The organism is Nocardia sp. CNS-044, from assembly GCF_059570515.1.
The window spans coordinates 499,167-523,760 of sequence record NZ_JCANSX010000006.1 but is presented as its reverse complement, the minus strand read 5'-3'; the positions used below and the strand labels follow the sequence as shown (position 1 = coordinate 523,760).

Genomic DNA, 24,594 nt, shown 5'->3' with positions numbered 1-24,594 from the left:
GGCCGTTTCCCGCCGCTCCGGATGACGACCGAAGGTGACCGCCACGTCGATCGATTCGATGGCGAGCGGTGGGGCCGATATGGGGAATCATCAGGCGACTCCGAGGATCTCGGCGGCGGTACGCATGGCGCGGCGGCCGCGTTCGACATCGACGCCCGCCTGCTCCGGTGCCACGAAACCTGCGGTGTCGTGGATCGCACGGCCGATGGCGCGGCGTTCGCCGGATTCGAAGGCGCCGAAGGTGCGGCGCAGCACCGGCAGCGTCTCCAGGAACTGCTCGTCGTCGAGGCCGCGCAGCCATTCGTCGATGCGGCGCAACAACTCTCGGTCGTGCACCAGCAGCAGGCCGCGGCCGCCGAGGAAGCCGTCGATCCACGCTGCCTTGGAAGCGGGGGTCGCGCCGACCGACAGCGCGGCGGACAGACGGCGTCCGGAATCGGCGTCGTCGATGATGCCCGCGTCGCTGAGCAGCCGCACCGCGCGGCCGACGAGCGCGCCGTGCACGTCCTCGCGGTCGGCCAGCTTGCGCAGCGCCGCCAGCCAGGTCTCGGTGGCCCACGCGTCGTCGCGAGTGTGGATCGCCAGGTGCGCGGCGTCCAGCTGGGTGCGCAGTTCGGCGGCGGCATCGGCGTCCAGGCCGGTGACGGCGCCGGGCAGACCCGCCGCGATACGGACCAGCAGCCCGTCGGCCACGTGCGCGAGCGCCTTGGTGTCGGTGCCGCGCACGTCGCCGTAGCGCAGCGTTCTGATCAGGCCGGGCAGCGCCGCGAGCAGGTGGGTGACATCGTGATCCAGCGCCGCGACGGTCTCCAGGCGCTCGATGAGCCCGGAGGTCGCGCCGCCCAGGTCGGCGAGCAAGGCAAGTTCCAGTGCGCCCGCGAGGTCGGCTAGCGTGCGGTCGGGCCGCCGCGCGGTGTCCAGGATCTTGGTCTCGGCGGCGGTGCGCAACGTGGTGCCCCAGCGCGAGGCCTCGACGACGGCGACCGCGAACTCCGGGCGCCACTTCAGCGTCCACGTCTCGCGGAAGGTGCCGGTGCTGCGCACCTCCCCGGTGGTCGGCGTGCCCCACTCGACACCGAGCAGCCGCAGCCGGTGCAACAGCCGCGAGCGTTCCAGCTCGCGCTCCTTGCGCAGGTCGAGATCGACGGTGCGCGCGGTCGGCTCCAGCTTCATCCGCAGCCTGCGCACCCTGGCGCGCAGGTCGGCGTCGAGCGGCACCGTCGGCGCGTTCTCCGGCACCGCGCCGAGCGCCTCGCCGACGACCAGCTCGGTGGTCACCACGTGCACCATGGTCTCGTCGCCCCCGCACATCACCGCGCGCACCGCCTCGGTGACCTCGGAGAGTCCGGCCAGCGGTCGTTGCCGCAGCGCGGCAAGGGTTTCCGCGAGCCGGACCGCCTCGATGACGTGCGCGCTGGACACCGGAAGATCGTGCGCGCGCAGCACGCCCGCGACCTTGGTGAGCCAGCGCGCGATCGGCCGGTCGGGTGCGGTGAACAGGTGGTGGTACCAGCCGGGCGAGTCGACGCCCGCGCCGTAGCCGGAGGACGCGGCGAGCCGGGAATGGGTATAGGGCACCCAGGTGACGGTGGCCTTCACCTTCGGCATGCCCTTGAGCAGCCTGGCATCCGGCGCGGCCGGGCCGAGCTTGCCCGCCAGCGCGGGCGCGTGCCAGGCGCCGCAGACCACGGCGAGTCGACGCGAGCCGCCCTTGAGCGCCTTGCGCATGGTCTGGCGCATGTACGCCTCGCGGCGCAGGGTGTGCGCGTCGATCGCGGCCGGGGTCGGTCGACGGCGGCGCGCGATCGGTGCGGCGGATCCGCCGAATTCGTCGTCGGGACCGGCGCTTTCGAGCTCGAGCTGTTCGTCCGAGGGTTCGAGGAGCTCGATTTCCTGTGCCTCGTTGTCGGGCGTCTCGCGCAGCGCGGCCATGGCTTCGGTCAGCGCGTCGAAAACATCGATGTCCGTGGTCGATTCGACAACCGCGTCCCACCAGCGTTCGGCGTCGTCGTAACCGGCGGCGGCCGCGAGGTGGGCCAGCGGGTCGACGCTGTCGCCCGGCTCCGCCTCGGCGGCCAGCACCGCGCTGCCCGGCAGGTCGCAGAAGCGCACGGGGACTTCGTGTTCGGCGGCGTAGCGCAGCGCCTGCCATTCCGGCGAGAACACGGCGTAGGGCCAGAACGCCGCGCGGGCGGGTTGATCGGGCACGTAGGCGAGCAACGCCACGGGCGGAGCCATGCCTTCGGCCGTGACGAACCCGACCAGGGGATCGGCGTCGGCGGGACCCTCGATGAGGATGGTGTCGGGCCGAAAGTCCTCCAGCGCCAGACGAAGTGAGCGGGCCGAGCCAGGGCCGTGGTGCCGAATGCCGAACACCCGCGTCACCGCGTCGTTCGAGACGGGGCCTTCATCCCGCCTCCGCGGGTCCGCGGACACAGCTGCGGCGCCTGCCCCACACTCGGTGTCGGTCGGGCCGGTTCCCGAAAGGGGTGCGCCGTCCTCGGGTGCTCGGTCGTTCGCTGGCTCGTCCATGACCTCAGCCGGTGACCTCGCGGCAGGCGCGGTAGAAGTCCGCCCAGTCCGGGCGTTCGCGCACAACGGCTTCCAGATACTCGGTCCACACGGCGGCGTCGGCCACCGGGTCCTTGACCACCGCCCCGAGCAGCGCGCCCGCGATGTCGGTGGCCCGCAGCACCCCGTCGCCGAAGTGGGCAGACAGCGCGATGCCGTTGGTCAGCACCGAGATCGCCTCGGCGGTGGACAGCGTCCCGGAGGGCGACTTGAGCTTGGTGCGGTTGTCGGCCGTCATGCCCGAACGCAATTCGCGGAAGACCCGCACCACGCGGCGCACCTCCTCGGCCGCCGCGGGGACCTCGGGCAGCTCCAGTGCCGCGCCGAGCTGCGCCACCCGCCGCGTCACGATCGCGACCTCGTCTTCCTCATCGGCGGGCAGCGGCAGCACCACCGTGTTGAAGCGGCGGCGCAGCGCGGAGGACAGCTCGTGCACGCCGCGGTCGCGATCGTTGGCGGTGGCGATCACGTTGAAGCCCTTGGCCGCCTGCACCTCGCGGCCGAGTTCCGGTATGGGCAGCGTCTTCTCGGACAGCACGGTGATCAGCGCGTCCTGCACGTCGGACGGGATGCGAGTGAGTTCCTCGATCCTGGCCAGCGCTCCGGTGCGCATCGCGGTCAGCACCGGTGACGGGACGAGTGCGGCGTCGCTCGGGCCCTCGGCGAGCAGTCTCGCGTAGTTCCAGCCGTAGCGGATGGACTCCTCCGCCGTGCCGGAGGTGCCCTGCACCAAGAGCGTGGAGGAGCCGGAGATCGCGGCCGAGAGATGTTCGGACACCCAGGTTTTGGCGGTGCCGGGCACGCCGAGCAGCAGCAGCGCACGGTCGGTGGCCAGGGTGGCGACCGCGACCTCCATGAGGCGGCGCGGGCCGACGTACTTCGGGGTGATCACGGTGCCGTCGTCGAGCGTGCCGCCGAGCAGATAGGTGACCACCGCCCACGGCGAGAGCCGCCAGGAGGGCGGGCGCGGGCGGTCGTCGGCGGCGGCCAGCGCGCGCAGCTCCTCGGCGTAGGCCTGTTCGGCGTGCGGGCGCAGCAGGGTGCTGGCTTCGGTGCTGGTCACGGCAACTCCTCGAGCATGTCCGAGCGGTGGGTGAGGTCGGTGGCGAGCTGGTCGAAGGCGCGGGCCCACGCCACATCGTCGCAGCGCTTGGCGATCGAGGCGACGGTGGCCGCCGCGTCGACCGGCAGGTGCACCGCCGCCGCGGTGAGCAGCGATCGGTGCGCGGTGGGACCGGTGCCGTGACTGCCCGCGCGCTGGGCGGCGAGGCGGGCGCGCTCGAACAGCAGCAGGATCACGTGTTGTGCCAGCGGCTGCGGCCACGGGTGCGGCAGGGCGGGCAGCAGCGCCTCCAGTTCGGACAGCCAGGCGCCGTCCAGGCGCAGCAAGTGCCGGACGCGCTCGTCGACCGGAAGCAGGGCGAACAGCTCGCGGCGGCGCAACAGCGCGGTATCCGAGGGCACGCCGTTGGCGAACAGTGCCGCCGCCCAGGACGAAGCCTGTTGCGCCAGTGCGGCATCCACCCAGCCGTCGAACAGCGGCTGGCGGAACCGGTCGTCCACCGCGACCCGGACGGCCTGCTCCGGCGCGCCGAGCGCGGCCGCCCAGTGCCGCAGCGGCGTCGCGGCGACCAGCTGACGCAGGCGTCCCGCGGTGACGTCCGGGACGCCGTTCCATCGGTAGCTGAATTCGACGGCGCGGTCGGTGATTCCGTCGCGGCGGACGTCGGCGTCCAGCGGGTCGGGCAACTCGATCGATAGCCGCGTGCGGTCGGCGTCCACCGCGATCCAGTCGGCGGCGCGCCGCAGCATTCGCTCCGCGAAGGCCGAATCGGGAAGCAGGGCAAGCAATCCGGCGGCGGTACGGCGCACTTCGGCTCGGCGGTCGTCCAACGCGGTCTCCAGCAGCGGCTCGTCGGCCGCGCCGATGCCGTCGGCGAGGACGGCGAGCAATTCGGCCTTCACCTGGCCGGTTTCCGCTGCCCACGTGTCGGTGAGCGCCGCGCGCGCGGCGTCGGCGTCGCGGGTGCGCAGGCGGGCGAGCCAGTCGCGCCGTTGCGTGGTCGAGCCGTAGCGCCAGATCTCCTCGGAGTCGGTGTCGACGACGAACTCCGACAGCAGGTTTCGCCACTCGGGATGCCATTGCGCGAGCCAGCGCCCGCGTTCGCCCGCCAGTCGCAGCAGAGGTTCGCGCAGCAGGGACTGCGCGTCGGCGGATTCCAGCAACTGGGCGGCCAGCGCGTCGGGCGCGCGGAAATCGTGCGGCGCGGCCGCTTCGAACCATTCGGGCAGGAAGCGAGACCGGTCGCGCAGCATGTCGGCGAGGCGCACGGCGGCGGCGCGGGGGAGCTGCGCGCGATCGTCGTCGGGGGCGGGTGGCGGCACGGTGGCCTTCGGCGGGGCGATCCCGCCGCGTGCGAAAGTGTCACGCAGCGAGGCGGATTCGAGCAGCAGGAAGGCCGGGTCGGCGCGCAGGCGAGTGGCGGCGGCCGCGACCGGCGCGGGCAGCCGCGCGGGATCGAACGTCCGGCGCGCGGTGCCGAGCAGCGCCGCCGAGATCAGGTCGTCGGTCGCGCCGCTCGGCGCTGTGGAGTCCCGGTACAGCGCTGGCTCGCTCTCGAGATCGGTCATCTCGCCCACGGCGAACACCGAGATCGGGACGAGTCCGTCCACGGTCCACTCGCCGAGAACTGTCACCGGATGCCCCCCGGACACCGCGAGCAGCGACCACGGCTGTTCGCCGGGCGCGAGGGGCAGCGCCGCACCCTGGGCGTCGACCACCTGCCAGCCCGCGTCGGTGATCACCGGAATCACGTTGCGCAGCAGTATCGGCCACGAACGCAGCCAAGGGTCCGCGCCGATGGCCGTGGCGTGGGCGTCCAGCGCCTGGCGGACGGTGCTTTCCGTGGTCGGCCCGGCTGGGGTTCCCGCCGTCGCGCCGTCCGCAGTGGGAGGAGCAGGGGGAGCAGTGGGAGCGGCGGCGTCGGCCGTCGGGCCGGCGGGAATAGTGGTGAACGGTTCGTCGGTGCCGTGGCGCTCGCCCCACAGGGCGCGCAGGGGCGCGGCGCCGGGGTAGTAGTGCAGAGTCGCCTCGGCCATGTGCCCGAGGACGGGGGCGGTCGAGGGGAAGGCGGGTGCGCCGAAGGCGTGGTCGACGAGCAGCGCCCAGCGGTGGGTGCGGCGGCCGTAGAGCCAGGTGCGGCGGGTGTAGAGACGGTCGTCCTCGGTGCTGCGCACGCCGAGGGTCATCCACTGGTCGCGGACTACCGGTTCGGCCCGCACCGCCTCGGCCGGGTTGGGATAGCCGATGTGGGTGCGGACACTGGCGCGCAGGGCGGGCGGCAGATCGTCGAGGCGACGGTGCGCGGCAACGAGCAGGTGCAGCCTGGCGTATTCGCGCAGCACCGGCTCTGGCCAGTCGGCGCGGGTCGCCATGATCAGCGGGAGCCTGCGCAGCGCACCGGCGACGCCGGGGGCCTGCGCGTCCACCATGCGCGCCGCGATCGTCTCGAACGCCTGGTAGGACCGGTCGGCCTGGGCGAGACCGGTGCGGACCTGGTCGCCGAGCCAGATGTCGAGTTCCTCCAAGCCCGCGGTCACGCGCACCCGCCGCTGCTCCGCGGTGGCCGGATTCGCCGTGCGTTGCGCGGTGGGCTTCGGGGGATGGGCCGCGCGCCACGCCAGCCATTCCGCCGCGAAGTCCGCGACCTCGGCGGTGGGCGCCACCGCGCCGCGCGACCAGAGCAGCAGCAGCGAGAGCGCGTGCTTGCACGGCGTCTTGCGACTCGGACAACTGCACGAATACGCGGGGCCGGACAGATCGACGATCGTCACATACGGTTCGGGCCCGCTACCCCGGCACCGGCCCCACACGGCATCCGCACGGCACCCGGTGTCGCGCCAGCGGTCCGCGAGGGCGCGCGCCGCCCCGAGCGAGCTCGCGTCCGGCGCGAGCGCGCCGACCCGCTCCTCGGGCCACGGTGCGTTCATCGGGCGGCGCCCGAACGTCCGTGCGTCATCCTCGTCTCCCGTTTTCCTCGTTGTTCGATTTCTACCCGAGCCCGCCGACAGCTCCACAGGTGCCTATCCCTGTACGCCAACCAGATGCCGCCCGCCCAAAACTCCAGGCGCGGCCGAAGCGGAGACAGCGGTACGCCCTTGTGTGCGTAGCCGGACGAGTTCGCTCGAAGCCCCGCGCATGACGGGAGCACAGGTGGAGGTTCTATTGCCCGGAAGTCGCTGCGCCGACGCCGGATTCGTGGCCATCGAAGTATTGCGCCGAATTGCGTTGTCTGGCATCCTGTTCTGTTCGGCTCCGTCCGAGCCACCCAAATCGGGTGACACACCATCGAGCTGCCCGCCGGGGTTGGCCGAGGGGTGGACATCGAGGCGCGGCCGAGCCCGTTCGATGGCCATATCCATCCCCGCCGGGCAGGTTCGCATCCCTTCCGTTCGTCCGCCGCCGGTGGGCCAAACCCGATGTGATCGGGTAGCGTTTCGCTCAGCTTTCGACGGTGACACCGCGCGCGAATGCGGGAGGGGCGCGTCGCGGTGCGGTGTGTAGGGGGTTTTTCACGTGTGCCCGAAGCCCGCGGTCGACACGACGGCGGAGGCCGTACCGCGCCTGACCGAGGTGGTGGCGCGTCGGCTGAACGAGGACCCGTCGGTCACTCCGGACGTGGCGCACGCCGTGCTGCGCGCGCTGGGCGCCATCGATTCCCACGATCGGGCAAGCGAATTCGACGACTCGGGCATCTTCCTGCGCGCGATCCGGGTGCGCGGCTTCCGCGGTATCGGCCCCGAGGTGACGCTGGATCTGCCGCCCGGTCCCGGCCTCACCCTGGTGGTCGGGCGCAACGGCAGCGGCAAGTCCAGTTTCGCCGAGGCCGCCGAGCTGGCGCTGACCGGAGGCAACCGCCGCTGGGAGGGTCGCTCTGCCTCGTGGCGCGAGGGTTGGCGCAACCTGCACGACGGTGACACCGCGCGCATCGAACTGGAATTGCTCACCGGCGGCGAAGATCCGGAACTGATCATCGCCAAGGAGTGGTCGCCGACGGCCGAGCTGACCGACGCGCGCTGGAGCGAGCGGCGAAAAGGTGGCGCGACAAAGGAATTCGACGCCGGACGCTGGACGTCGGTGCTCGAGCTGTACCGCCCGTTCCTGTCCTACAGCGAACTCGGCACCCTCGTGGACGGCAAGCCGAGCGACCTGTTCGACGCGCTGCACCAGCTGCTCGGCCTCGACGAACTGACCTTGGCGCAGGATCGGATTCGCTCGCGCCGACTCGAATTGGAGCGCGCCGCACGGGATTCCCGGCAGGAGCGGATCGACCTGCTCGCGACCATGGAGACGCTGGCCGACGATCGCGCGGTGCGGATGGCGACCCTGCTGCGCCCGGCGCAACCCGACCTCACCGCCGTCGGCCGCGACATGCTCGGCACCACCGACGGCGCCGACGGCCCGGAAGGGCTGCGCGCCATCGTGCGGCTCGCGCTGCCCACCGAGGCCGAGGTGGACGCGGTCGCCACCCGTCTCGAAGCTTGCGCGGCCACGCTGGCGCGCGATTCCACCGCCGACGCCGAGGCCGACTGGCGCGTGTTGCAGCTGCTGCGCCGAGCCCGCGAGCACGCGGCGGCGAGCGGGGACTGCGCCTGCCCGGTGTGCGGGCGCGGCCGGCTCGACGAGGAGTGGTCGCGCCACGCGGACGTCTCCATCGCGCGGCTCTCGGCAAGGGTCGACGCGCTCACCAACGCACGCGACGAGCTGCGCAACGCGGTGCGCGCCGCGCGGGCGCTGCCCGAGCACGTGCCGCCCGAACTCGACTTCGATCCACGCAATCCGCCCACCGTCGACACCACCGCGGTGCGCAGGGCGTGGACGGAATGGGCAGCGCTGAGCGGCGCGGAGTACTCGCCGGAGCTGCCGGATCGGTTGCGCTGGGCGCACACTCGCCTCGTCGACGAGCTGGAACTCGTCCAGCAGGGCACCCGCAAGGAGCTGGACCGGCTGGACGAGGTGTGGGCTCCGCTGGTGCCGCGGATCGCGGCCTGGCTGGACGGCGCCCGCGAGGTGGCGATGCGGTCGGGCGAACTGCGCACCCTCAAGCGCGCCGAGGACTGGCTCAAATCGGCCACGGCGGGTCTGCGCGATGAGCGCATGGCTCCGCTGGAGACCACTGCGCGCTGGGTCTGGCGCACCCTGCGTCAGCAGAGCAACGTCGAACTCGGCGCGATCCGGTTGCAGGGCAACGCGGGAACCGCGCGCCGGGTGCTGCTGGACGTCACCGTCGACGAGGTGGACGGCGCGGCGCTCGGCGTGATGAGCCAGGGCGAGCTGCACGCGCTCGGCCTCTCGCTGTTCCTGCCGCGCGCGACGGTGGAGGACAGCCCGTTCCGCTTCGTCATGATCGACGACCCGGTGCAGGCCATGGACCCGGCGAAGGTGGACGGTCTGGCCAGGGTGCTGGCGTTCGTCGCGTGGACGCGGCAGGTGGTGGTGTTCACCCACGACGAGCGGTTGGCCGAGGCGGTGCGCCGCATGCAGCTGGATGCCTGCGTGCTGGAGGTGCAGCGGCGCGAACGCTCCGTGATCGAGGTGCGTACGTCGAGCGATCCGGTGCGCCGCTACCTGGACGACGCGCGGTCGCTGGTGCGTACCCCGCAGCTGCCGCCCGCCATCGCGGACGAACTCGTCGCGACGTGCTGCCGATCCGCGCTGGAGGCGGCCAGCTTGGCGAGAGCCCGGCGCGAGCTGTTGGCGCGCGGCATGAACCACCGCGAGGTGGAGCGGCACATCGAGGGCGCGCAGACCACCCGCGCGATGGTCGCGCTCGCGACGATGGGCGTGGGCTACAACGTCGACAACCTCAACAAACACCTTGCGCGCGAAGGCAGATGGCTGGTCGGCGCGCTGCGCGACGTGACGGCGGGCGCGCACGTGCCGATCGATCGGGGGATGCGCGAACTGATCTCGAACACCGAACGATTCATCGCCTGGATGGGCCGGTGAGCGAGCGCAGCGCGCCGTCGCGCGCGAGGCAGCGCAGCGGGCGCGGCGAAGTTGTGTGCGAGCGCGTCGCGGTCGGTGGCGAGGTCGAGTCGTGAACGAACGTCGGCGGCAACGGGATCCGCGGCGGCGTCCGCCTGCCCGGTCGCACCGAGCCAAGCCGAAGGCGCCGCGACCGACCGTCGCCGAGCGGCTCGACGCGGTGGACCGCCTGCTGGACGGCGAGGTGACCGCCGCGGGCGGGGTGTGGTCGCGAGCGACGGCCTGGATTCTGCGGCTCGCGCTCGAGCAGGCGGTCGACGAACTGTGGGCGCGCCGCGCGCCGGAACTGGCGCGCTGCCCGATGCGCGCCCAACTGCTCGCGTTGCGCGTCTACGCGGGACCGGAGACCGGCGCCCAAGTGGCCGCCGTCTGGGCGGCACTCTCCCGCGCCGCCCACCACCACGACTACGAACTCGCCCCGAGCGTCACCGAACTGCGCCGCTGGCGCGAACAGACCGCCGCCATCGCGGGCGTGCTGGGCAGAGTCGGCGACGGTGGTTCCGCCTGGGTGCGTACCGAGATCACCCCGGACTGACCGGCCCCCACAGGTACGGGCTGGTTGTGCGAGGTGCGTACAGATCGTCCGCACACCAGCCCGGACGCCGGATATGCGGCCACAGATGTTCGATCAGCGAACGACCGGAAACTGCCCGGAGCGCCAGTCATCGACGCGGCGCCGGATACTCGCGACCATCGGCAGGTCATCGATCTCCTCCGGCGAGAACCACGCGACCTCGTGCGACTCGTCCGAGACGGCCAGCTCACCGCCGACGGGCCGACCGAGCAGACAGATCGAAAACTCTTGGCGCACTTCGCCGTCGTCGTAGGCGAAGACATGGCCCGGGTTCGTGTAGGTGCCCACGATGCCGGTGATCTCGATATCGATCCCGGTCTCTTCGCGCGTCTCCCGGATCCCGCAGCCCGCGAGGGATTCGCCGAGTTCCATCTTGCCGCCGGGCAACGCCCACATGTCGTTGTCGAGCCGGCGCTGCAACAGCAGCTGGCCCGCGTCGTTGACCACCACGACAGATGCGGCGGGGACCAAACTGTTCGGCTCTGGCGCGTCCGGGTCGTCCTCGTAATCACGGCGTCCCACTGTGCGTCTCCTCCCAGATGCTTCGCCCGCGGCTCCAGAGCTCCTCCACGTGATCGTGGAAGCGGTCGAACATTCCCTCGTCTTGCTCCCGCCGGATATGCAGCATGGGCGAGTCGTGGCCGACGCGACGAGCCAGGATCGGCGTCACGATCATGTCGTTGTCGAATCGGAAGACCGACAGGTTGACGTGCCCGATTTCGTACCGGGCCTCGATGCCGTCGATCCCGCGAAGCTTTTGCAACTCGCCGACTGTCACGGCTATGCGTGTGGCGAGGGTGAGCGGGACGCTCTCCTCGCGCTCTCGTTCGCGGGTCACTTCGCTGTTCGGGTCGCCGATCAGAAACCGGATGCGGCACCCCTGTGTCGCTTTGCGGCGCAGCAGATTACCGAGGTTGGCGTGCTCCAGCCACAAGAAGTAGTTGGTGTAGCCCGCGAAGGTCAGCTCATGTTTCGACTTGGTGATGAGGTTTCGCCACAGCGAGGCCGGTGCGGCCGATCGGTATGGGAATACCGAGACGATCTCACGATCTGCGCCTGTTTTGATGGTCATTCGCACGGCTGAAGGCCACAAATCTGCCTCCTCGACTCCGAGGGTTTCGCAGACCGTCCATCGGTGCCGAGCGTGCGGCAGGCGCGTCGGATTGGCGATCCATCGGTGAACGGTCTTGATATCGACGTGACACATTTCTGCAAGCTGTTGGTCCGTGACCTTGGCCGAGGACATCGCTTGCCGTAGGGACTCGTTCACCGTACTCCCTCCTGCACGTGCGGGACAGTACGGACATTAGCTGCGAAACGTCCGAAACGTCCCGCAAACGCAGTAGGAACGACCGCAGCCGCGATGAACCCTTGACCTGTGCCATCAAGTCACATCAGCAGTGCTTCCCCGAAGCAGCAGAAGTATGCCGCTCTGCCGCAGCGGATTCCGGGCGATGCCGCCGATCCGATGGGTGGCTACCAACCGCTCCCCGCCGAGTTGGTGAGGCGGTACGCGCTTGCCATCGCGCGCTGGGCAGCGTCACCAGGGGGACAGGACATAGGGAGGAAGCTCGATGAGAGGTCCTGAACGGGATTCGGCTGTCGCGCAGCCGGATTCGGACGTCATCGCGACGGCGGGCGCGGGAAGGCGAGCTGCCGATACGGCCGACGATACGCTCGCGACGCGTTGCCAGTTCTACCGCCGAGTCTGCGGGTTGCCCGCATTCGTGCAACCCGACTACGGACGTATCGTTTTCTCGGTGGGCGCGGTCGGCGCGATCTCCATGCCTGCGCAGCTGGGAGCGCAGGTCCGAATTGCTCTGCGGGGTAGAGGGCTTCCCGGAGTGCCGATCGTGTCGCATCCGCGGTCGAAGCGGTGGACGTTTCTTTGTGAGCCGAACCTTCCGGACACGTCGCTGTACTTCACCGAAATGTTCCGCCTGAACGCAACAATCGCGAGCCTCGGCGCGCACGTCGCCCTCCCGACACCCTCGGTGGTCAGCGATGCGTTCCGCACGTGGGTGGTGCAGCCGACCAACGCGCTGCGGCCTTCTGGGGAGGAACTGGTGGAGTCGATCAGGCGGCGCGCTGAATGGTTGGCGGTCGCTGGCCGTGGCTGACCGAACATTCAACACGCGGGAGGCTACCGCTGCCGGGGGCCGTCGACGGTCGGTGACCTCTGCCGCTTCGCCGTTGCCGGGCGAACCGGACGTGCACCTGAGTGTGTTCTTGCACGGAGTGCGCATGGACTTCGCCGCCTGCCTGACCGCCGCCCTCGTGTTCGTCAGCGAGCACCGCAGCCGCCACTACTTCGACGCCGTCAGTGTCGACCCCTGCGCTGAGGGCTATCCACGGTTGCCGAACGAGCGGTTGTACCTCCAACCGTGATCGCCCACTCGAGAGCCACGTCCATCGGTCATGGCCGGACAGAGCTATGCATTCCTCGCTTGCACGGTCACGGTCGGGATGCGGCGCGGCAGCGCGGGCAATGCAGAGTGCGGGACGCGGGTAGCGGAGAATCCGGGTATGGCTGATACGCAGCAGTGTCCGTGCCGCCGCGGGGAACCGTTCGAGGAGTGTTGCGGTCCGGCGCTTTCCGGCGTCCGTCCGGCGGCGACGGCGGAGGCGCTGATGCGTTCGCGCTACACCGCGTTCGCCGTGGGCGACGTCGATTATCTGCGGCGGTCGTGGCATTCGCGGACCAGGCCGAAGCGGCTCGAGCTCGATCCCGGGCAGCGGTGGCTGTTTCTGGAGATCGTGCGCACCGAGCGCGGCGGGCCGTTCGACGATACGGGGACCGTCGAGTTCGTCGCGCACTACCGCGCCGAGGGTGGGCGCGGCTCGCTGCACGAGGTCAGCCGGTTCGTGCGGGAGGACGGTGCGTGGGTCTACCTGGACGGTGTCATCGAGCCGTGAGCGGTGGCGTCGGGCATCGTCGCCGGTGCGGGGCGTGAGCCGCGCGCCCGGCATCAGCTGCGGTCGAAGCGCGCGCCCGACGACGCTTCGGTAGCGTCCACCCCTATGCCACGTGTTGCGATCGAGTACTGCACCCAGTGCCGCTGGCTGCTGCGAGCGAGCTGGATGGCGCAGGAGCTGTTGAGCACCTTCGCCACCGACCTGGGCGAAGTAGCGCTGATCCCCGGCACGGGCGGGGTGTTCCGGATCACCGTCGACGGCGAACAGGTGTGGGAACGCAAGGCCGACGGCGGTTTCCCCGACATCGCCGTGCTCAAACAGCGGGTGCGCGATCGCGTCGCGCCGGACCGTGACCTCGGCCACGCCGACCGGCGCGAGACCGGTGACTCCGACTGAGCCGTAAAGGCGTCAGCCGCAGCAACCCCCGCCGCAGCAGCCGCCACCGCTCGGCGGCGGCGCCGAGACCTGCGGCGCACCACCGCCACCACGACCGACCGTGGCGAACGTGGTCAGCAATTTCACCGTGTCGTCGTGGCCCTGCGGGCAGGCCGCCGGGTCCGACGACTGGGCCATGGGGCGATTCACCTCGAAGGTGTCACCGCAGCTGCGGCACCGGAAGCTGTAATTCGGCACCGGCCCAGGGTAGCGCGCGGATCACGGATGACGCGTCCGCCCTGTGGCACTCCGTAACCGCACGTACCCTCGAATTAGAGATCACGACGTGCGGACCCGGGGTGTAGCAAACCCGCAGCGCACCGGCGGGTCGTGGGCAGGAGGTGCGGAACGATGAGCACTCAGTTCGAGATCGAGCCGGGCTGGGATGTGGACGGCGCCGAGCCCATAGTCGAGACGACGTCCGGCCGGGTGCGTGGTTTCCTCGACGGACCGGTCGCCGCCTGGCGCAGCATTCCCTACGCGGCGCCCGTCACCGGCACGCGGCGGTTCCGTCCGCCGACCCCGCCGGAACCGTGGGACGGCGTGCGGGACTGTCTGACCTTCGGCGCGATCGCCCCGCAGACGATGGGCACCATGGTGCCGGTCGATTCGGAGCTACGGATGGGCGAGGACTGTCTGTGGCTGAACGTGTGGGCGCCGCGCGCCCGCTCGGAGGAGCCACGCCCGGTCATGGTCTGGCTGCACGGCGGCGCCTACTGCCTCGGCACCGCGGCCCAGGCCATCTACGACGGCCGCCGGCTGGCCGAGGCGGGCGACGTGGTCGTGGTCGGCGTCAACTACCGGCTCGGCGCGCTGGGCTTCCTCGACCTGTCCTCGCTGTTCCACGGCTTCACGCCGAACCTCGGCCTGCACGATCAACTCGCCGCGCTCGAATGGGTGCGCGACAACATCGCCGGGTTCGGCGGCGATCCGGACAACGTGACGCTGTTCGGCGAGTCCTCCGGCGCGGGCTGTGTGACGGCGCTGCTCACCGCGCCGCGGGCGGCGGGGCTGTTCCATCGCGCCATCGCGCAGAGCCCGCCCGCCACCACCGTCTTCGGTCCGGAGCGGGCCGCGATCGTGGCGCGGCGCTACCTGGAATTGCTGGGGATGTCCCCGACGCAGGCCCTCGACCTGATCGACCTGCCGATCGAGCGCGTGGTGCAGGCGGCCGGGGTGCTGCTCGACGAGATCCCGCTCGAGGAACCAGGCCGCCTCGCCGCGGCGCCGGTGGTGGACGGCGATCTGCTGCCCGGCTATCCGATCGACCGATTCCAGCGGGGTCGCTCGCACCCGGTGCCGCTCATCGTCGGCACCAACAAGGACGAGGCCTCGCTGTTCCGGCTGTTCCGTTCGCCGATCATGCCGGTGACGCCGGACGCGGTGAACCTGATGTTGCGCGACGTGGCCGCCGGTCACCCGGGGCTGTCGGCCCAGCGGATCGCCGAGATCACCTCGGCCTACCCCGATCTGGCCAAGACCCGCGGCGCGCTGGCCATGTCCACCGACGCGGCGTTCCGCATGCCCGCGCACTGGGTCGCCGACGCGCACGCGGCCCACTCGATGACCTGGGCCTATCGCTTCGACCACGCCACACCGATGCTGCGCGCGGCCCGCGTCGGCGCCGGGCACGCCACCGAATTGCCGTATGTCTTCGGCAATTTCGGCACGCTGAACCACGACCCGACGTTCTGGCTCGGCGGCCGCAAGCAGGCGACGGAGGTGTCGGGGCGGATGATGCGCCGCTGGCTGGCCTTCGCGCGACACGGCGTGCCCGCCGCGCTGGACGGTTCCAAGCACTGGCCGCCGTACCGGCCCTCCACCCGCACCACGCTGCTCGTCGACGCCGTCGACCGCGTCGTCGACGATCCGAACCGGGACCTGCACACCGCGTGGGGCGATCAGGCCGTCGGCTTCAGCTGAGCCTCAGACGGAGGTCGGCTCCGGCGCCTTGGCCACCGCGCGGCGGCCAAGCCGCACCGGCATCCGCTCGTAACCGTGCAGCGTGAACAGGCTCCTGCGCCGCGGCTCGCCGTCCAGGCGCAGGTCGGGGAACCGCTCGAACAGCGCGCGCAGCGCGTACACGCCTTCCATCCGGGCCAGGCTGGCGCCCAAGCAGGCGTGCACGCCGTTGCTGAACGACAGGTGATCCTTGGCGTTCGCGCGGGCCACGTCGAAGCGGGTCGGATCCGGGAAGATCTTCGGATCGCGGTTCGCGCCCGCCAGCGAGAGCACCAGAGTGTCGCCCTTTCGCAGCTGCCTGCCGTCGAGTTCCATGTCGGCCAGCGCGGTGCGCGCGGTGGTCTGCACGGGCGAGTCGATGCGCAGCACTTCCTCGATCGCGTTCGGCCACAGCTCCGGTTCGTCGCGCAGTCTATCGAGCTGGTCGGGATGACCGAGCAGCTGCACGACGCCGTTGCCGATCAGGTTCACCGTGGTCTCGAAACCCGCGCCCATCAGCAGGCTCGCGGTGGCCTTCAGCGCGTAGTCGTCCAGTTCGCCCGCGGTGACGAGGGTGCTGAGGATGTCGTCGCCGGGCTCGCGGCGCAGGCGGGCGATGTGACCGTCGAAGTAGTCGTTCATCACCTCCATCGCCTTCATGGCGCGGTGGTGCGCGCGCCACGAGATGCCGACGTCCAGCAGCGGTGTCAGCTGGTCACCCCAGGCGAGGAAGCGGGCGCGGTCGGAATCGGGGAAGCCGAGCATCTCGGAGATGATCGCGATCGGCACCTGCGAGGCGAACGAAGTGATCAGATCGGCCGAGCCGCCGGAGGGCAGCGCGTCGAGCAGTTCCTCGGTGACCGTTTCGACGCGGTCGCGCAGCTTGGCGATGGCGCGCGGGGTGAACGCCGAGGCGACCGGCTTGCGCATGGCCGTGTGGTCGGGCGGATCGATCACCAGCATGGAGGGCGGGTCGACCGGATTGGGTGGCATCGGCGCACGGCCCCCGAGCAGCCGCAACGGCTTGGGGATGTCGAAGCTCTCCGGGGTGCGCACACCGAAGCGGGTGTCACGCAGCACGGCCCTGGCCAGTTCGTGGTCGAAGGTGGCCCAGGACAGCGGCGTGCGCACGATCCGCCCGCGGGCGCGTAGCTCCTCGATGAGCGGATAGGGATCGGAGATGCCGTCCGGCCCGCCCATCAGCCGCGCGAACGGATCACCGCGACGCGCCTGGGTGCGCAGGACCAGCCTCGGCGTGCCCTGCTGCGACAACCAACGGAACGAATACTGCGGCTTCATATCCCACCAACCTCATCGTTGTGCGATATGTCCACCGTACGGACTCGAGGCCGATTCTGGAACGTGCTCCGGTCGGATGCGTTCTCCTACCCGGGTAGGAGAACGCGGCGTCAGCCGACCTGGACGGTGACGCGCTCGCTCTCGATGCGGCGCTCCCGACGGTCGGGGTCCGGATTGACGACCTGCACCAGGGAAGCGCCCGCGGCGAGCACGGCGACGAAACCGTTGATCAGTTCGTCGGCGGTGTCCCACGGCGCGCTCGACAGCACCCGGTCGCCCTCCGCGAACCCTTGGCGCATGGCCGATTTGCGTGCGGCGGCGAGCACCTCTGCGACCTGCATGCCGTCCAGCGCGACGCCGGTGCCGCGCGGGAAGAACTGATCGCCGTGCACGCGCACCGCGGTGGCGAAGTCGGTGATGCCGACCGGCAGGTCACGGACGGGCGCGCCGAGCGGGTCCAGCGAGAGCGCGGCGACCTCGGCGACGCCGTCCGCGTCATCGATGCGGTCGGCCGTCACCAGCGCGAGATCGGCGTCCGGATCGGGACTCAGCACCACCTCGGTGCCCGCCCACCAGCAGCCGAGCAGCACGGCGGCGGTCTGCCAGTGCGCGGGCAGCAGCACCGCGACCCGCGCGCCGGGGCTCAGACCGAATTCGTCGCGGATCAGGTTGGCCGTCTTGGCCGCCCAGTTCGCCAGCGTCAGGCCGGACAGCTCGATCCGGGCGCCGGTGGCGTCGTCGTAGTAGGTGACGCGCGGTCCCGCGGGCTCGCGGGCGAGGATCGGATCGAGCACCGCCTCGGTGAGGGTCAGTGCATGGGTCTTGTCACGCATCAGTGGCTTCACGCTTCAGTTCACGCATTTCGGTCCATTCTGGCCTGCGTCGATCGGTGGGGCGGGCGGAACCGGCGTCGCGGTCGTCGACGTTCCGGAGAAGTCGAACGTGGAGTTCGCGGCCGAGCCCGGCCCAGAATAGTCGCTCGCCAGCACGACGCTCACCGAGTCCGGTGACATCGACGGATCCGCGACCACCGTGAGCTTGCCGAGGGCTTCGGCGACCGCCTTGGCCTTCGGATCCGCGCTGTCCGCCGCGAGCACGCGGCTACCGGTGACACTTCCACCGGAATAATTGCCCACCCGGCCCGCTTGGAAACCCTTCGCCGTCAAGGCCTGCGACACCTGACCGGCCAGACCCCCGACTCCGCTGGCGTTGAGCACGTTCACCGTGACCGTCGCGGGATCCACCGCGGGGGGTGCGGACTCCTCGGCCTTCTCCCCGACGAGCGAGGCCACATAGGACTTGACCGCCTTCGGCTCCACCCGGACCACGGACTCGCCGTCGCTGGTCGTGCCGTTGAGATCGGCCACCGGAATGGTCTCGAACTCGACCTGTCCGCCGGAGAGATCCTGGAGTTGCTGGAGGAAGGCGACCACGTCCCAGCCCTCGTCGAGCACTACCGTGCGCCCGACCGCCTCGCTCAGGTGGCTGAGCCGCGCCGGGCTGCTGAGCGTCTTCGCGCTGAGCACCTGACCGACCAGCTGGGCCATGAACACCTGCTGGCGCACGATCCGGTCCAGGTCGCCGCGCTGCAGGTCGTGGCGCTGGCGCACGAAACTCAGTGCCTGCCTGCCGTCCAGCCGCTGACGGCCCGCGGGGAAGTCCGCGCCCGACATCCACTCGTCCACCGGATTGTTCAGGCACACCTCCACGCCGCCGACGGCGTCGGTGAGCAGCACGAAGCCGAGCAGGCTGACCTCGGCGTAGTGGTCGACGGTGATGCCGGTCAGATTGGCGACGGTCTTGATCAGCGCCTGCCGCCCCGCCTTGGTCGACTTCTGCTCGGCCTCGACCTCCGCGACGCCCTGTTCGATGAGCTTCTGCCGCTCGGTCTCCTTGGTCGCGCCGTACGCCGAATTGATCTTGCCCGTGCCGATGCCCGGGATGTCGACGTAGGAATCGCGCGGCAGCGAGATGGCGGTCGCGGAGCTGCCGTCGTTGGGCACCCGGACCAGCACGATGGTGTCGGTGTTGGTGCCCACCTCGTCGCCCGCGTGCAGCATCGCGCGCTCGGCGTCGGTGAGCGGGTTGCCGTGCGCGTCGGTGCGGCTGTCCACGCCGACGAGCAGGATGTCGACCGCGCCGTCGCGGCCGCCGCCGAGGCCGAGGTCGCCGATGCGCTGGATGTTGGAGATCAGCGAGTCGACGCTGTGCCAGGCGAATCCGGTGATGACGAGCACCACGGCGGCCAGTGCCGCGACGAAGGCGTGCACCGGGCCCCACGAACCGTCGCCGGTCTGCGCGCCGGCTGGTCGCGACGGCATCGATGTGCTCCTCCGCTGCAACTGAGCATCCTCTCGACAAGCCCCATGTTCACCCCGACCACCCCCGCGGCTCCCGCGGCCGATCCGTAGATCCCGCAGCCCCGGAGCCGTCGCTCAAGGCTAACCAACGGTTACCCCACGGGACGGCACCCGCGAGTGTCACGGCGTGCCAGACTTGCGACCGTGACCGCCGCCGTACCGCCCGCCGCCGCTCGTCTCGTCGTCACCGGGGCCGGTGGACAAGTCGGCAGGGAGCTGTTGCGCCTCGCGCCGCGCGCTCGCGGATACGGGCGCGCCGACCTCGACATCACCGACGCCGACGCGGTGCGCGCCGCGATCGCCCCCGGTGACGTGGTGCTCAACTGCGCCGCGTACACCGCGGTGGACAAGGCCGAGTCCGAGCCCGATGCCGCCTTCGCGGGCAACGAGACCGGCCCGGCCGTGCTCGCCGCCGTCTGCGCGACCGTCGAGGCCCGGCTCATCCATCTCTCCACCGACTATGTCTTCCCGGGTACCCAGCGCGCGCCGTACGACACGGACGATCCGACGGGGCCCGCCACGGTGTACGGACGATCCAAACTGGCGGGGGAGCGGGCGGTCCTGGAAAAGGCGCCGAATTCGCATGTGGTGCGGACGGCCTGGGTGTACAGCGGGCGCGGCGGTGATTTCGTCGCGACCATGCTGCGGCTGGAACGCGAGCGCGAGACCGTCGACGTGGTGGACGACCAGATCGGGTCACCGACCTACGCGGCGGATCTCGCCGCGGGCCTGCTCGAGCTCGTCGCGCGGCCGGACGCGCCGCGGCTGCTGCACGCGACCAACGCGGGCGTGGCGAGTTGGTTCGACCTGGCGCGGGCGGTCTTCGCGGAGGTCGGCGCCGACCCGGAACGGGTGCGACCGTGCGATTCCACGGCCTACCCCAGACCCGCACGGCGCCCGGCCTATTCGGTGCTGTCGGACCGGGCTTGGCGATCGGCCGGGTTGACGCCGCTGCGGGACTGGCGCGCCGCGCTGCACGACGCGCTGCGCGCGAGCCGGGAATGACGGCGAGAACCGCTCGGCCCGTGCCCTTTTCGACGCGCTCGGCGGTCCGTCGCCGACCGGCTCGGAAGACCGATCGGTCTGCCATCGGTCCTGCACCGGGGCACGCGCGGTCGCGTCGTTCCGACTAGGCTCGCCCAATGTGAGCGCTTCCGATTCCTTGGCCCCAGGTGGCCTTGCCGTCGTCACGGTGACTTATTCGCCCGGCGAGCACCTCGAGCACTTCATCACCACCCTCGCCCACGCCACCAGCGAGAAACCGCAGGTGATCCTGGCCGACAACGGGTCGGTCGACGGCGTGCCCGAGCTGGTGGCCGAGGCCAACTCGCACGTGCGGCTATTGCGCACCGGCGGCAACATCGGATACGGCGGCGCGATCAACCGCGCCGTGGCCGAGATCGACCCGAGTATCGAGTTCGTCGTCATCGCCAACCCCGATATCCGCTGGGGCGCCGATTCCATCGACAAGCTGCTCGAGGCCGCCAAGCGCTGGCCGCGGGCGGGCGCGCTCGGCCCGATGGTGCTGGAGCCGGACGGCAGCGTGTACCCGTCGGCGCGCTCGGTGCCCGGTCTGCTGGACGGCGCGGGTCACGCCATCCTGGGCACCGTGTGGCCCGGCAACCCGTGGACCCGCCGCTACCGGCAGGAGAACGAGGAGATTTCCGAGCGCACCGTCGGCTGGTTGTCCGGCTCGTGCCTGTTGGTGCGCCGCGCCGCCTTCGACTCGATCGAGGGCTTCGACTCGCGCTACTTCATGTACATGGAGGACGTCGACTTCGGCGACCGCATGGGCAAGGCGGGCTGGCACAACGTGTTCGTGCCGACCGCCGAGGTCACCCACGCCAAGGGCCACGCTGCGGGACGCCATCCCGAGGTGATGCTGCCCGCGCACCACGCCAGCGCGTACCGGTTCCAGGCCGACCGGCATCCGCACTGGTGGCAGGCGCCGCTGCGGCTCGCGTTGCGCGCCGGACTTGCGATTCGCTCCCGGATTGCGGTTCGATCTGCGCTGCGTGAGTTGGCTCGGGAACAGGGTCGACAGGCGTAGCAGCGCGGCCGACGAACTAGGGGAATATTGATGGCAGGACATCCAGGCACCGACGCCGTGATTCTGGTCGGCGGCCAGGGCACGAGGTTGCGTCCGCTGACCCTCTCGGCGCCCAAGCCGATGCTGCCGACGGCGGGCCTGCCGTTCCTCACCCACCTGCTCGCCCGCATCGCCGAGGCCGGGATCACCCACGTCGTGCTGGGCACCTCCTTCAAGGCGGAGGTGTTCGAGGAGCACTTCGGCGACGGCGCCGAGCTCGGTCTCGAGCTGGAGTACGTCACCGAGACCGAACCGCTCGGCACCGGCGGCGGCATCCGCAACGTGCTGCCCAAGCTGCGCGCCGACAACGTGATGGTCTTCAACGGTGACGTGCTCGGCGGCACCGACCTCGGCGCGATCCTGGACACCCACGAGTCCACCAACGCCGATGTGACGCTGCACCTGGTGCGCGTCTCCGATCCGCGCGCGTTCGGCTGTGTGCCCACCGACGAGAACGGCCGGGTCACCGAGTTCCTGGAGAAGACCCAGGATCCGCCGACCGACCAGATCAACGCCGGTTGCTACGTCTTCCGCCGCGAGTACATCGAGAAGATCCCGTCCGGGCGTCCGGTGTCGGTGGAGCGCGAGGTCTTCCCCGCGTTGCTCGCCGAGGGCGCGCGGGTGCAGGGCCACGTCGACTCGTCGTACTGGCGTGACATGGGCACTCCCGAGGACTTCGTGCGTGGCTCGGCCGACTTGGTCCGCGGCATCGCCCCCTCGCCCGCGCTGCCGGGTCAGCGCGGCGAATCCCTGGTCCACCCCGGCGCGGGCGTCGCCCCCGGCGCGCTGCTCATCGGCGGCACCGTGGTCGGCCGCGGCGCGGAGATCGGCGCGGGCGCGCGCCTCGACGGCGCGGTGATCTTCGACGGCGCCGTCGTCGAGGCGGGCGCCACCGTGGAACGCTCCATCATCGGCTTCGGCGCCCGCATCGGCCCGCGCGCGCTGGTCCGCGACGGCGTCATCGGTGACGGCGCGAACGTCGGCGCCCGCTGCGAGTTGCTGCGCGGCGCGCGCGTCTGGCCCGGCGTCGAGATCCCGGACGGCGGTATCCGCTTCTCCACCGACGTCTGAGATCCGCACCGGACGCCAGAGAGTTCGCGGTCAGTCGGTGCGTTTCCAGACGTAGCGGGTTTTGGGGCGGCCCGCGCGGCCGTAATCGGAGCGGCGGACGACCAGGCCGTCGTCGGCCAGCTTCTCGAGGTAGCGCCACGCGGTGATCCGGGAGACGCCGATGCCGGTCGCGGTGTCGGCGGCGGTGATGCCGTCCTCGGCGGTGCGCACGATCCGCGAGATCTCCTCGAGTGTCTGCGGCGCGACGCCTTTCGGGGTGTTGGCGCGCTGGTCCGGAGTGCGCAGCGCGCTGAGCGCGCGGTCGATGTCGAGCTGGGTCAGCGCGGACTCGCCCGCGGGCAGTGCGGTGCGGAACTCCCGGTAGCGCTCCAGCTTGTCGTGGAAGGCGGCGAAGGTGAACGGCTTCAACAGGTAGAGCACCACGCCGTTGGCGACGGCCGTGCGCACCATCGCCAGGTCGCGTGCCGAGGTGATGGCGATGACGTCGGGACTGGGCGCCATCCCGCTGAGCGCCGCCGCGACGTCCAAACCGCTGGTGTCGGGCAGGCCGATGTCCATCAGCACCAGGTCGACCGGTGTGCCCTCGGCCGCGGCCGCGGCGGTCGCCCGCATCGCCTCGCGTCCGGTCTGCGCGATGCCGACCGGTGTGAAGCCGGGAATGCGCTCGACGTAGGCGCGGTGCGCCTCGGCGATCAGCGGCTCGTCCTCGACTATCAACACTCGGATCACGATGCGTCCTTTCCAGCGCCGCGCGGGATCGTCACGGTCACCGCGCTTTCCGGCTCGCGGCGGGCGTCGATCGCCCCGCCGTGCCTGGCGATCACGCGGTGCACCAGCGCGAGGCCGAGCCCGTGATGATCGTCTTTGGTGGTGTAGCCGCGCTCGGCCGCGCGCGCGAAGATCTGTGCCGACATACCGGGCCCGCTGTCGGTGACGCGCAGGAACAGGTCCGAATCGGCTTGGCGCAGCGTGGTTTCCACCCACGCGCCCGCGCTGCCCGCGGCGGCGTCGATGGCGTTGTCGATCAGGTTGCCGACCAGCGTGACCGCCTCGCGCGCCGAGAGCGGCGCGATGGCGTCGAGGGCGGTGTCCTCCGAGATCGTCAGCTCCACACCGCGTTCGGCGGCCTGGTTCACCTTGCCGAGCAGCAGCGCGGCCAGTGCCGGATCGCCGACCGCACCCATCATCCGGTCGATGAGCGACTGGGAGAGCTGGAGTTCGGCGGTCGCGAATTCGACCGCTTCGCGGTGCTTGCCGAGCTCGACCATGGTGACCACCGTATGCAACCGGTTGGCCGACTCGTGCGCTTGGGCGCGCAGCGATTCGGCGAAACCGCGTACCGAGTCGAGTTCGCCTAGGACGCCGCGCAATTCGGTGTGGTCGCGGATGGTCATCACGGTGCCGAGGGTGCGGCCCTGCGAGGTGACCACGTCCTGGTTGACCAGCAGAATCCGGTCGTTGGTCACGTGCATCTCGTCGCGGACCACGCCCCAGCTCATGCGCTGCAACGAGATCGGCAGATCCTCGCGGTGCACGTCGCCCTCCGGCAGATCGAGCAGCCGCCGCGCCTCGTCGTTGACGACCTCGGCCCGCGCGCCCGCGCCGAAGACCACCAGGCCCTCGTGGATCGAATGCAGCACCGCGTCGTGGTGTTCGTACATCACGCGCAACTCGTCCGGCGCGAGGCCGTGCGTCTGGCGGCGCAACCGGCGGCTCAGCAGGAACGAGCCGAGCGCGGCCACGACCAGACCCGCGCCCGCCACGCCGAGGATCTTCGGCAGCTGCGCGGCGACCTGATCGCCGATGCGCGCCCGGGTGACGCCCGCGGACACCAGCGCCACGATGCGGTCGCCGTCGTACACCGGAGTCACCGCGCGGATGGACGGCCCGAGCGTTCCGGTGAACGTCTCGGTGAACGTCTCCCCGGCCAGCGCCCTGTCGATGTTGCCGCTGAACGGCTGGCCGATGCGTTCGGGATTGGTGTGGGTGAACCGCGTCCGGTCCGGCGCCATCACCACGATGAAATCCATCCGGGTTTGCAACCGGATCCGCTCGGTCACCGGTTGTAGCTGCGCGCTGGGATCGGCCGAGAGCACCGCCGCGCGGGTGGACGGCGCCTGCGCCAGGCTCACGGCGACGTCGGTGACTTCTTGCTCGGTGGTCACGTCGCTGGTGTGCCTGGCGTCGAACACCGCGAGCACCGCGGCGCCGGCGATCATCAGCGCGAGCACCACGAGTTGCAGGACGAAGGCCTGACCCGCCAGGGAGAGCCGGAGGCGGCGCGGCCGCT

At 70.9% G+C, this 24,594-nt stretch carries 21 protein-coding genes; 10 read left to right on the top strand and 11 right to left on the bottom strand.

What is annotated here, in order from left to right:
• Nucleotides 1–90: 90 nt before the first annotated feature.
• The 3 genes from T333_RS11050 to T333_RS11040 form a co-directional block, all read right to left on the bottom strand.
• The gene (locus T333_RS11050; RefSeq protein ID WP_496424388.1) at nucleotides 91–2,385 is read right to left on the bottom strand and encodes a DUF5682 family protein; all 2,295 of its coding nucleotides are present in this window, start codon (nucleotides 2,383–2,385) and stop codon (nucleotides 91–93) included.
• Nucleotides 2,386–2,536: 151 nt separating this feature from the next.
• Nucleotides 2,537–3,634, bottom strand: a complete 1,098-nt coding sequence (locus tag T333_RS11045; protein ID WP_355001768.1) for an ATP-binding protein — start codon at nucleotides 3,632–3,634, stop codon at nucleotides 2,537–2,539.
• Complete coding sequence (locus T333_RS11040) at nucleotides 3,631–6,561, bottom strand: DUF5691 domain-containing protein (protein ID WP_496424387.1); 2,931 nt, start codon at nucleotides 6,559–6,561, stop codon at nucleotides 3,631–3,633. Before T333_RS11040 ends, T333_RS11045 begins: the two co-directional genes overlap by 4 nt.
• A 586-nt stretch (nucleotides 6,562–7,147) precedes the next feature.
• Here T333_RS11040 and T333_RS11035 point away from each other — a divergent pair.
• Both T333_RS11035 and T333_RS11030 read left to right on the top strand, forming a co-directional pair.
• Nucleotides 7,148–9,580, top strand: a complete 2,433-nt coding sequence (locus T333_RS11035) for an AAA family ATPase (RefSeq protein WP_355001766.1) — start codon at nucleotides 7,148–7,150, stop codon at nucleotides 9,578–9,580.
• Between the two features lie 91 nt (nucleotides 9,581–9,671).
• The gene (locus T333_RS11030) at nucleotides 9,672–10,154 is read left to right on the top strand and encodes a hypothetical protein (protein ID WP_496424386.1); all 483 of its coding nucleotides are present in this window, start codon (nucleotides 9,672–9,674) and stop codon (nucleotides 10,152–10,154) included.
• A 93-nt stretch (nucleotides 10,155–10,247) separates the two neighbouring features.
• On the opposite strand, the gene T333_RS11025 is transcribed toward T333_RS11030, so the two are convergent.
• The gene (locus tag T333_RS11025) at nucleotides 10,248–10,715 is read right to left on the bottom strand and encodes an NUDIX hydrolase (RefSeq protein ID WP_355001764.1); all 468 of its coding nucleotides are present in this window, start codon (nucleotides 10,713–10,715) and stop codon (nucleotides 10,248–10,250) included.
• Complete coding sequence (locus T333_RS11020; protein WP_496424385.1) at nucleotides 10,702–11,463, bottom strand: DUF5919 domain-containing protein; 762 nt, start codon at nucleotides 11,461–11,463, stop codon at nucleotides 10,702–10,704. Before T333_RS11020 ends, T333_RS11025 begins: the two co-directional genes overlap by 14 nt.
• 304 nt (nucleotides 11,464–11,767) lie before the next feature.
• Between T333_RS11020 and T333_RS11015 the strand changes: the two genes are divergently transcribed.
• The 4 genes from T333_RS11015 to T333_RS11000 all read left to right on the top strand — a co-directional run bounded on the left by T333_RS11015 (nucleotide 11,768) and on the right by T333_RS11000 (nucleotide 13,505).
• Nucleotides 11,768–12,313: a DNA-directed RNA polymerase subunit beta gene (locus T333_RS11015; protein ID WP_496424384.1), complete on the top strand. Its 546-nt coding sequence runs from the start codon at nucleotides 11,768–11,770 to the stop codon at nucleotides 12,311–12,313.
• Between the two features lie 52 nt (nucleotides 12,314–12,365).
• Nucleotides 12,366–12,581: a hypothetical protein gene (locus T333_RS11010; protein ID WP_496424383.1), complete on the top strand. Its 216-nt coding sequence runs from the start codon at nucleotides 12,366–12,368 to the stop codon at nucleotides 12,579–12,581.
• A 138-nt stretch (nucleotides 12,582–12,719) separates the two neighbouring features.
• Nucleotides 12,720–13,109 carry a YchJ family protein gene (locus T333_RS11005; protein WP_355001760.1) on the top strand — a complete coding sequence of 130 codons (390 nt, stop codon included), beginning with the start codon at nucleotides 12,720–12,722 and terminating at the stop codon, nucleotides 13,107–13,109.
• A 105-nt stretch (nucleotides 13,110–13,214) separates the two neighbouring features.
• Nucleotides 13,215–13,505: an Rdx family protein gene (locus tag T333_RS11000; RefSeq protein WP_355001759.1), complete on the top strand. Its 291-nt coding sequence runs from the start codon at nucleotides 13,215–13,217 to the stop codon at nucleotides 13,503–13,505.
• 12 nt (nucleotides 13,506–13,517) lie between these two features.
• On the opposite strand, the gene T333_RS10995 is transcribed toward T333_RS11000, so the two are convergent.
• Complete coding sequence (locus T333_RS10995; RefSeq protein WP_355001758.1) at nucleotides 13,518–13,742, bottom strand: FmdB family zinc ribbon protein; 225 nt, start codon at nucleotides 13,740–13,742, stop codon at nucleotides 13,518–13,520.
• A gap of 153 nt (nucleotides 13,743–13,895) precedes the next feature.
• Here T333_RS10995 and T333_RS10990 point away from each other — a divergent pair, with 153 nt between their 5' ends.
• Nucleotides 13,896–15,467, top strand: a complete 1,572-nt coding sequence (locus T333_RS10990; protein WP_496424382.1) for a carboxylesterase/lipase family protein — start codon at nucleotides 13,896–13,898, stop codon at nucleotides 15,465–15,467.
• A 3-nt stretch (nucleotides 15,468–15,470) separates the two neighbouring features.
• Here T333_RS10990 and T333_RS10985 read toward each other — a convergent pair whose 3' ends face one another.
• From T333_RS10985 to T333_RS10975, 3 genes are all read right to left on the bottom strand, one after another.
• A complete protein-coding gene (locus T333_RS10985) occupies nucleotides 15,471–16,784 on the bottom strand; it encodes a cytochrome P450 (protein WP_496424381.1) in 1,314 nt (437 codons plus the stop codon).
• 110 nt (nucleotides 16,785–16,894) lie between these two features.
• A complete protein-coding gene (locus T333_RS10980) occupies nucleotides 16,895–17,617 on the bottom strand; it encodes a TIGR03089 family protein (protein ID WP_355001755.1) in 723 nt (240 codons plus the stop codon).
• Between the two features lie 15 nt (nucleotides 17,618–17,632).
• Nucleotides 17,633–19,105 carry an LCP family protein gene (locus T333_RS10975; RefSeq protein WP_496424380.1) on the bottom strand — a complete coding sequence of 491 codons (1,473 nt, stop codon included), beginning with the start codon at nucleotides 19,103–19,105 and terminating at the stop codon, nucleotides 17,633–17,635.
• A 183-nt stretch (nucleotides 19,106–19,288) separates the two neighbouring features.
• On the opposite strand from T333_RS10975, the gene rfbD reads away from it, so the two are divergent.
• The 3 genes from rfbD (at nucleotide 19,289) to manB (ending at nucleotide 22,304) form a co-directional block, all read left to right on the top strand.
• Nucleotides 19,289–20,149: a dTDP-4-dehydrorhamnose reductase gene (gene rfbD, locus T333_RS10970; RefSeq protein ID WP_496424379.1), complete on the top strand. Its 861-nt coding sequence runs from the start codon at nucleotides 19,289–19,291 to the stop codon at nucleotides 20,147–20,149.
• A gap of 139 nt (nucleotides 20,150–20,288) precedes the next feature.
• Nucleotides 20,289–21,194: a glycosyltransferase family 2 protein gene (locus T333_RS10965; protein WP_496424378.1), complete on the top strand. Its 906-nt coding sequence runs from the start codon at nucleotides 20,289–20,291 to the stop codon at nucleotides 21,192–21,194.
• A 30-nt stretch (nucleotides 21,195–21,224) separates the two neighbouring features.
• Nucleotides 21,225–22,304, top strand: a complete 1,080-nt coding sequence (gene manB, locus T333_RS10960) for a mannose-1-phosphate guanylyltransferase (RefSeq protein ID WP_496424377.1) — start codon at nucleotides 21,225–21,227, stop codon at nucleotides 22,302–22,304.
• A gap of 30 nt (nucleotides 22,305–22,334) precedes the next feature.
• Here manB and T333_RS10955 read toward each other — a convergent pair whose 3' ends face one another.
• Both T333_RS10955 and T333_RS10950 read right to left on the bottom strand, forming a co-directional pair.
• Complete coding sequence (locus T333_RS10955) at nucleotides 22,335–23,033, bottom strand: response regulator (RefSeq protein WP_355001750.1); 699 nt, start codon at nucleotides 23,031–23,033, stop codon at nucleotides 22,335–22,337.
• A complete protein-coding gene (locus T333_RS10950; RefSeq protein ID WP_496424772.1) occupies nucleotides 23,030–24,523 on the bottom strand; it encodes a sensor histidine kinase in 1,494 nt (497 codons plus the stop codon). Before T333_RS10950 ends, T333_RS10955 begins: the two co-directional genes overlap by 4 nt.
• Between the last annotated feature and the right edge of the window lie 71 nt (nucleotides 24,524–24,594).